10 protein-coding genes are annotated in these 7660 nt (G+C 48.4%); 3 read left to right on the top strand and 7 right to left on the bottom strand.

Annotated elements, in window-relative coordinates; genetic code table 11:
- Positions 1 to 374 (top strand): hypothetical protein (locus JW727_05115; GenBank protein ID MBN2095403.1); only part of this gene is annotated, 374 nt, incomplete at its 5' end.
- A 36-nt stretch (positions 375 to 410) separates the two neighbouring features.
- Here JW727_05115 and JW727_05110 read toward each other — a convergent pair.
- The gene (locus tag JW727_05110) at positions 411 to 1151 is read right to left on the bottom strand and encodes a helix-turn-helix transcriptional regulator (GenBank protein MBN2095402.1); all 741 of its coding nucleotides are present in this window, start codon (positions 1149 to 1151) and stop codon (positions 411 to 413) included.
- 75 nt (positions 1152 to 1226) lie between these two features.
- Here JW727_05110 and JW727_05105 point away from each other — a divergent pair, with 75 nt between their 5' ends.
- Together JW727_05105 and JW727_05100 are read left to right on the top strand one after the other, a co-directional pair.
- Complete coding sequence (locus tag JW727_05105) at positions 1227 to 1787, top strand: hypothetical protein (GenBank protein MBN2095401.1); 561 nt, start codon at positions 1227 to 1229, stop codon at positions 1785 to 1787.
- A gap of 4 nt (positions 1788 to 1791) precedes the next feature.
- Entirely contained in the window at positions 1792 to 2094 is a 303-nt protein-coding gene (locus JW727_05100; GenBank protein MBN2095400.1) for a hypothetical protein, read from the top strand.
- Here JW727_05100 and JW727_05095 read toward each other — a convergent pair.
- The 6 genes from JW727_05095 to polC form a co-directional block, all read right to left on the bottom strand.
- Positions 2089 to 2298, bottom strand: coding sequence for a hypothetical protein (locus JW727_05095; GenBank protein ID MBN2095399.1), 210 nt, complete (start codon positions 2296 to 2298; stop codon positions 2089 to 2091). The genes JW727_05100 and JW727_05095 overlap by 6 nt on opposite strands.
- Before the next feature lie 69 nt (positions 2299 to 2367).
- Positions 2368 to 2895, bottom strand: a complete 528-nt coding sequence (locus JW727_05090) for a GNAT family N-acetyltransferase (protein MBN2095398.1) — start codon at positions 2893 to 2895, stop codon at positions 2368 to 2370.
- A 23-nt stretch (positions 2896 to 2918) separates the two neighbouring features.
- Positions 2919 to 3290, bottom strand: a complete 372-nt coding sequence (locus JW727_05085) for a 30S ribosomal protein S8e (GenBank protein ID MBN2095397.1) — start codon at positions 3288 to 3290, stop codon at positions 2919 to 2921.
- 36 nt (positions 3291 to 3326) lie between these two features.
- On the bottom strand, positions 3327 to 3680 hold the full coding sequence (locus JW727_05080) for a peptidase C39 family protein (protein MBN2095396.1): 354 nt from the start codon (positions 3678 to 3680) through the stop codon (positions 3327 to 3329).
- Positions 3659 to 3976 carry a hypothetical protein gene (locus JW727_05075; protein MBN2095395.1) on the bottom strand — a complete coding sequence of 106 codons (318 nt, stop codon included), beginning with the start codon at positions 3974 to 3976 and terminating at the stop codon, positions 3659 to 3661. The genes JW727_05080 and JW727_05075 overlap by 22 nt, the downstream gene beginning before the upstream one ends.
- Before the next feature lie 307 nt (positions 3977 to 4283).
- The gene (gene polC / locus JW727_05070) at positions 4284 to 7622 is read right to left on the bottom strand and encodes a DNA polymerase II large subunit (GenBank protein MBN2095394.1); all 3339 of its coding nucleotides are present in this window, start codon (positions 7620 to 7622) and stop codon (positions 4284 to 4286) included.
- Positions 7623 to 7660: the final 38 nt, after the last annotated feature.

The raw sequence follows: 7660 nt of genomic DNA, 5'->3' as shown, positions 1-7660 counted from the left end.
GTACTGGATCTGACGAAACCGGGGTAAGGGACCTTATTTTTTCTCGGCTCGATACTTCTGCAGACAAGATAGCGAAAGACGATTTTTGGAAAAAGGTTGATGGGTTGTGCCTGCCAAAATCTTCGGTGGTAGTCTGCGAAACCGAATTGGATTTTGGAAACAAAGGCAAGGATGTAGTAATAAGGGGAGAGTCAGAACTGGAGATATGGCTCCCAAAAAGAAACACGATTGTGTCAAGAGTATTCCCTGATGGCCATGACCTTTCAGTAGAACGGAAGCTTATTCCTTATGTGAAATACCCCGGGCACCTATCTGCGGGAGATAAGTACTGGGGTGGAGGTACTACTCATCCCGAAAAAGTTTGGGGTCTGTAGATTCATCGAATTAGGCCATACTGGATGTAGAAAAAGCTAGTCTTTTGAAATCCCCCAGATCATTTCAAAATAGTTTTTGAACGCTTTTGCGATGCACTTGTCTTTAATCATAATTACCAGCGGCTCGTCTCCCCAGATTACCTGCACGAGCCGGTCGCCGTATGTGTTGAAGGAAACCGGAGAAAAAAATTCTTCCGGGTAAAACCTGAAAACTGTCCCAGGGTACAGCTTATTGACCTCCTGTGCGTTTTTCCGGACATCCTCCATGTCCGTGAGAAGCAGCCGCCCGTTTATCCGCTCTGCTCTTTTTTCGAACTTTTTTGAGAACTGGAAGAGCCGATGCTGCATGACGGGAATCATCTGGAGAGTGCTGCCGATGCAGGAAATGTTTTTTCCCACAGCCAGCATATCATTGAAATAGGTTTTCATGCCGGGAATTCCTGCCATGACCTTTACTTCCCGCTCGGTCTTTTTGGAGTCGTAAAATTGCTTTAGCGTTGGAAAAACAGCCTCCAGGTTCTGCTTTTTTCCTTCCCAGATATCGAAAAGTGCCTGGGGGTCAAGGGCGTAAAAGTAGCGCTTGTTTTCCTTTTTAGTTTCTGAGACAAGCCCCTTTTTCTCCAGGGTTGCAAGAGCGCCATAGACATTTGCGCTGTAGGTTTTGACTTTCTTCACAATATCTGTTACAGTAGACTCCCCGAGCTTCAGGAGAGCAAGGTAAACTTTTGTCTCAGTTTCAGTAAGCCCAAACTGCCTCAGTACATATTCCACTTCCATTATAGTATATATAAATAGGTAATTAGTAGTGATTACTGCTAATCATATGTAAGCTTTCCTTGGACAATTACTGCCATGGGACCGAACTTTAGCGTAAGGGAACTTGCAGTATGCGCCCTTTTTGGCGCAATGATTTTTGCTGAGGGGCTTATCCTCGGTACGGCAGTAATATCGCTTACAGGAATTCCCGCGACGGGCTCTCTCCTGAACATGTTTTTTGCGCTAATGCTTATTGTAATCGGCATCAAGTTGGTGCCAAAGTTTGGTGCGGCGACGCTAATTACTGCAATTTTAGGTGTACTCTCCATACCCACGGTGATTAATGGCCCTCCAGGTGTTCAAAAGGTGCTTATAACCTTCCTCTTGGGTTTTTTATTTGATGTCATCGTTTATTTAGGAAGCAGAAGCAACAAGAGCCACATAGTTGCAGCTTCAGTAGGGGCTCCCGGGCTGATTTTAATGGTTTATGTTGAATTGCTTGTCCTTGGCCTTCCTGGCCTTGCCCAGCTTCAGCCGGTTCTGGTTCCGCTGATGCTTGCAAATCTTGTTCTGGGCGCGGCAGGCGCTTACACGGGGCTGTGGGTTTACGAAAAAAAGCTGAAAAGCAGGGCATTTGTAAGCAGAATCAGGTGCTAGGAGTATGGCGACTCAAAACCCTGGTGACTTGGAAGACCCGTTGACAGCACCCTACTTTTCCCCAGAGTTTCTTTTAATGTCTTCTGCTTATCTTGAAGCTTCTCCCTTGGTCGGATTTGCTGCAGGCCTTCTTGCTGAAAACTGGGCTTACGAAACCAACTCAGGCATCTCGCCAGGGCTTGGATTTTTCCTCGGTTTTGCTGCAGGCGCTATTGGGACACTGGTCATAGGATACCTTGCAGAGAAGTATTCGGGCAGCGAAAAACTATCAAATTCCCCCCTCTATTTTTCGCCCGACAATTTATAAGCTCCACTGGGCTGTTGGGTCTTCTTCTATGGCCCGCGCTTTCTCGACGCCCTCTCCGGACATCTGCCTGCCCCCGCCCTTGCAGGACTTGCAAAGGCCAGTCGAAGCATCCAGGCAGTTTACGCAGACGGTTCTTCCGCAAAGAGAGCAATTATGAACAGTATCAACCTTCCAGCAAATTGAGCACATGCCCTGTTCCTTCATTAACGGATATGGCTTAAATTAATAAGCTTTATTTTTCTGTTCCTGCCGGGTGATTGCTTTTGGATATCATCACACTGGTCTGCTAAGGGAGTAACAGATGGCCGGGGCGCCTTTAGTGTTTTTTGGCTTTGTCGGCTTTTTTCGCTCTTTTGAAAACCCGGACTTTTCGAGCAGCCGCCTTGAAGCAGTATTTCCGCGGCGGACCCGTGCCCAGATTTTTACGAGGGACAATTGCGCAAAACAATAGCTTACCGCAAGCTCCATGGCTTCAGTTCCAAGCCCTCTTCCCCAGTAGGATTCCCCAAGCCAGTACCCGATTTCCGCTTTTCCTGCCTTTTTGTTTATCCCAAATATTGAAAATACCCCTATCACCCGCCCGCTTTTCTTCAGGGTTATGCCAAAATCCTTTCTTTTCCCTTCCTTTGCCTCATCCCTCGACTGTTTGATGTAGTCAAGGGCGGCTTTGGCTGTGTATGGCTGAGGAATTGACGTGAATTTTGCAAGAAGCCGGCCATTTGCCTGCAGCGCTATTTCCCTGGAATCTGCGTTTTTGAGCGGCTGGAGAATCACCCTGCGGCCAGAAATTGCAAGTTTCATAATCTGCTCCCGGCAATAATGCCTTATTTCTTAGCTTCGACAAAAACTCCGTTTATTGTCCCATCCTGCCCAGGCCTGCTTGTGACGCGCACCATGCCCTTTTCAGTCTCAAGAATCGCGCCTTTGGTGATTATTTTGGCTCTGTTGAACCTGAAGTTTGACTTATTTTCAGAAACCTGGACAATTTTAAGCTTTTTCTTGCCTACATTCACGAATTCAGCAATAATTACTGCGGTTTTGTCCTTTCCCCCCCTAACCCTTCGGCTTGAGATGATTTCCTCTCCGATTTTAGGGGCCTTGAAAGTGCCGCCTCTCTGGTATTTTTTCTTCTTGTGGCCCGGCTTTAGCACTCCGCCGGTCTTTTTCCGCTTTGACTTTGAGTTCCAGAAGACCATAATAGAGGTAGATAAATAATTTATTCAATTCAGTGGCTATTCCTGTGGCTTTTTAGGCCATGTGGCGATGGTGTCACCAAAGGTTCCGTCTGGGTTGACCCAGACCCTGCAAAACTCTTCTTTAGGCAGCTTCTTGTTGGGCTCGCTGTGCTTAGGGTTGTTTTCATGGAAGTAGATTGAGCTCTGGTCAAAGCCAGTGAGTATTACCATGTGCCCGTAAGGGTATCGTGGAGTTTTGCTTGGGTAAAGTGCATAATGGCTCAGAAAGCAGATAACCGCGCAGCCCTCATTAAGCAGGGATTCAAGGTTCTTGTTGGACATTTCCTTTTCTAGAAGGACGCCCTCCTTTTCCAGAAGATCGATTGTTTCTATAAATTGGGGGTGAATGATTCTGCATCCTGCTTGTCCCGGCTGTCCGTAAACTCTTCACGCTTCCACCTCTCGAAGGTTTCTTTAAAACTCTCAGTATTTGGGCTTGAAAAATACCTGGTTTTGAGCCCTTTTTTATGCAGAGCGTGGGCAATAAAGAAAGGAAAACTTCCTTCCCGTTGGTGGGTCATTTTTTCAAGCTCCTTCCAGCTAAAATTCTCTTCTGGAAACAGGTATTTCAGTGCACTTCTTAGGCTTGCTTCTCCGCAATGGAGGTCGTCAGGGGACTCGAAAAACGGGATATTTAGCAGTATCATAACCTCTATAAAATTCAAATCAACAAAAGTAAAATAATCAAAAATCTTAGCTTACCAGTCTTCTTCCTCTTCTTCCTCTTCTTCGTCGGCTTCCTCGTCGAAGCTGTCTTCTTCTTCTGTGTCCTCTTCGTCGGTTAAGTCTTCGTCTTCATCCATTTTGTACTTGAACAAGCTCATTTTTTAATAAACTTTAATTATTTATAAACCTTCAAACACGGGTTTTAGAAGCTTACTTGCACTAATTTCGGCGCTTTTTTGGAAAATTATAGGGGATTTGCCTTGGTTGGCTTTGAAATGAATGTGCCGATTAGAATGCTGCCAAAGAGCTTTGCCGGGCTTTTTTGCCGAAAATGTTGTTTAGCTGGTTTTGCATCATGTTAAGCTGGTTTATCGTGTAGGAGTCCATGTTGAAGTCCTCTGCAATCTTCTTTGATGCTTCAAGGTACTTAACTATCGTGCCTTCGGAGACGGTCAGGACAAGAGGGCCATTGCAGCGAGGGCATTTTCCTGCAAGTGGCGGGCGCCTTATGACATTGTTGCAGGAAGTGCATCTGAAGGTCTGGCTGAAAAACGTCCTGAAGTTGCCTTTGATGTCCTTTATGAAGTGGCTTGAAAGAATTTTTTGCGCGACGAATCTCTCGTCCACACACTTCAGCTTTTTTGCCAGGTCGAGCTGGCGGTTGATTTTTTCGACCATGTCTTCTGCAGTCTTGTAGGTCGTCAGGTGCACCGCAAGGTTTATGCTGGTGTTTTCGGTCGTGTAGCCAAGCCCCGAGTAGCAGGTGTCTTTTCCAAGCCGGGCGTTTACCTGCTCGATTTTTACTCCCGTCTCCCAGGGGAAGAGCCGCTCGCGAGTTTTCTGGTAAAACTCTTTAGGGTAGCGAAAGGCAATGTCCATGTCATAAACCTCGTCATCGACCTCACCCAGGTTCAGGATAGTGGAGATGGTGAGTGGGGCGTCGGAAATCGAGCCCCTCCTTTCGGAAATGTACTCCTTTGAGAAATTGAGTAGGCAGTCCATCATGAGAATTACCCCGTTTTCCTCACCGTCGCAGTCACGCCTGGTTGCCGCGAAAAGGTAGGGGTGGGCGTAGTGGCAGCGGTTGTCCGTAAAGCCTATAAGGCGGCAGACGACAGGGGCAATAGTGTGGGGGGCGATGTCAAGGAAAAGCTGGCCCACAAGATCATCAGGAGTCTTTGCATTGTAAAACGCAGGAAGCCCGTAAAACTTCACCAGGAGGTCATCTATAAATTTCGAGACTGACAGGAAGTAGTCGGCTGCGCTTTCCTCGCCGTATTTTGAAAGAAGCAGGTCCTGGGGGAACATCTCAATCACCTGGTTTTCGTCTGTAAGTTCCTGCCCGTGAACATCGTGAGTATAGCCCAGTTCTTTCAGTTTCTCGATACTTGTGCCGGTTTCCCTTGGCTTGAAGTGGGTAATCGGCGCGTTTACCATGTCGAACCTTATCGTTCCGTCCCTGAAGACATAGAGCCCGTGCTTTGCCCTGAGGATTCCTTTCTCGATTGGCTCGGGGACTTTTCTTTTTGACACGACGCCCTTTACGCCCTTAATCATCTCGAGGCGCGGCTCCTGGAGCCGCTGGTAGGCCTCGTTCAGGAGCCCCCGGACATAAATCTGCTTTTTCTGCTGGGTCGGAGCTTTCAGGTGCCTGCCGCACCGAAGGCAGTAGGGGAAAACTGAAGCGCCGTGCTCCGGGCAGACAAATTCGCTTAGCTCAGTTATAAGGTTTTCGACATCAACGAGGTTTCTCATCCGGCCTCCCTTCTCCCCGACGGGGAAAAGAATCTGGGGCGAGCCCTTCATCTTTCGAAGCATCGACTTTTCAGGCCGGCCCATCCTTGCCCCGACGTACTTGGTGGCTTTTTCCATTATCTTGAACTGAGAGTATTTGTCCAAAAGCGCGTAGCCGGAGAGCTCTTCTTTTTCTACTTCTTCCGGCATTACACCTTCAAAGGTCTTTATCAGGGGCGTGGCATCCTCGATGACCACATAAAGCTTGTCAAGGGACAGCTTGTGTGGGATAATTGCTTTCTCCAGAAGCAATTTTCCTTCATTGTTTTTAAGCACCAGCCGACCGTCCTTTTTTTCGCCAGACTGAAGGTATCTTGCAAGCCCTGCCATCTCGCCAGCGCTTATCCCGTCATAGAACTGCAGGTACTTTGGGTGGAGTGGAATGCCTTTTTCCGCCAGAGCTATTGCTGTTTTTGCGTCGATTGTTTTTGGGTCCTTTAGGAGCGCATCCAATTTTTCCTTTCCTATCGCGTCTTCAGCCGCTTCTTTTGCATCCTCCAGGTCGTACTTCCAGACCTCTTCCACATAGGGTGTTGGTATCAGCTTCTCTCCATTCTCAACGAAGTCGCCGTATGTAACAAGCATGTCGCCGACGAAGAGAATCTTGTCTATATCCTTGTAAGCGGCTTTTGCTTCCTCAAGCGTATGCAGCTGCACTACGTCCCCGTTTTTCATCTTTGCAATCGGCGGCTCTATATAGTCGCAGACTGATACAGTGCAGCCCTTGCCGGGAACTTCTATTTTCATCTGGGAGGCAACTGCAGGGAACGAGTCCAGGACTGCCTGTGTTGCGGGGTGAAAGCCAAAGCATCCGGAGCCCATTGCCCTTGACCTTCCGTAGCGAAGGCGAAACCCGCCCTTTCTGTCGGGCATAGCGTAAACCGGCCTTCCGGCAGGCACCTCCTCAAGGAATTTGTAAACCTTTCCTCCGGACCCCCCGTCGGCCTTTTTGCCTTTCTTGATTTTTATGAACTCCTCAAGCCACGACCAGGTTTCGACAAGCCCCATCTTCTCGCCATATTTTTTGAGCTTCTTGTTGAGTTTTTCTGCCTTCAGAGGGAGGCCGTCAAGATATACCAGGCACATCCCGCCGCGGATTCTTGTCGTTTCCGCCCTTTCGCAGTCCTTATGGCGGGAAACTTCCCTCTGCTCGGTTGCTTCTCCGGTCAGGCAGATTGGCACGTGGGAAACAAGGAAATTTACTTCTTCTTCAGACGGCTTGTACTGCTTTCTTGTAACGTACGTCAGGTAGTCGTTAAGCTCTGTGTAGTACCGCTCCATTTCCTCTTTGGTTGCCTTGTATATGGAAAGCCCAAGGGCGCGCCTTATGTGGTCTGCAAGAAAGAGCGTGAAGACCTGGGCGGTTCCGCCGGCAGTCCTTATGGGTCCGGCATAGTAAACATAAAGGAACTTGTCCTTTGGGTCGATTTTTACGTTTGTTATTCCCTCAAGCGGGGCGCCGACTACCCCCTTGGTGTTGAAGGCGCAGCCGAAGCGAAGGCCTGCCGCAACCGCAGTTTCCCGGTCCTTGAATTTGAAGAACTTTTCAAGGGCGATCTCCTTTGAAATCTCAAGAGCCGCAGGGTCAGAGCCGATTCCGTACTCCTTCTCAAGCTCGTCAAGCCGGGCAAGAATCTTTTCCCGGTTTTCCTTTTCGGCAAACTGGGGGTACATGGTTGAGAGGATTTCGATGCACCGGTTGTTCTTGTCGGCGGCTGGCATGCACTCTACACGGGTTTCCACATCCTTTCCCCTGCTTCGCGCCTCGTTTGCCACCTCATAATGGCGGTCGATTTGAGATCCGAGCTTCTGGAAGTACTCCTGAGCGTCCATAATATAATAACTATACCCAAATTTGTCCTGATGTTTTT

Source organism: Candidatus Aenigmatarchaeota archaeon (assembly GCA_016932615.1).
Taxonomy (GTDB): domain Archaea; phylum Aenigmatarchaeota; class Aenigmatarchaeia; order QMZS01; family QMZS01; genus JAFGCN01.
This window is presented reverse-complemented; position numbering and strand designations above follow the sequence as displayed.

What these genes read in the sequence shown, in the direction of transcription:
- JW727_05090 (MBN2095398.1), bottom strand. Translation starts at nt 2,895, where the DNA reads ATGAAACTTGCAATTTCTGGCCGCAGGGTGATTCTCCAGCCGCTCAAA.
- JW727_05095 (MBN2095399.1), bottom strand. Translation starts at nt 2,298, where the DNA reads ATGAAGGAACAGGGCATGTGCTCAATTTGCTGGAAGGTTGATACTGTT.
- JW727_05085 (MBN2095397.1), bottom strand. Translation starts at nt 3,290, where the DNA reads ATGGTCTTCTGGAACTCAAAGTCAAAGCGGAAAAAGACCGGCGGAGTG.
- JW727_05075 (MBN2095395.1), bottom strand. Translation starts at nt 3,976, where the DNA reads ATGATACTGCTAAATATCCCGTTTTTCGAGTCCCCTGACGACCTCCAT.
- JW727_05110 (MBN2095402.1), bottom strand. Translation starts at nt 1,151, where the DNA reads ATGGAAGTGGAATATGTACTGAGGCAGTTTGGGCTTACTGAAACTGAG.
- polC (MBN2095394.1), bottom strand. Translation starts at nt 7,622, where the DNA reads ATGGACGCTCAGGAGTACTTCCAGAAGCTCGGATCTCAAATCGACCGC.
- JW727_05100 (MBN2095400.1), top strand. Translation starts at nt 1,792, where the DNA reads ATGGCGACTCAAAACCCTGGTGACTTGGAAGACCCGTTGACAGCACCC.
- JW727_05105 (MBN2095401.1), top strand. Translation starts at nt 1,227, where the DNA reads ATGGGACCGAACTTTAGCGTAAGGGAACTTGCAGTATGCGCCCTTTTT.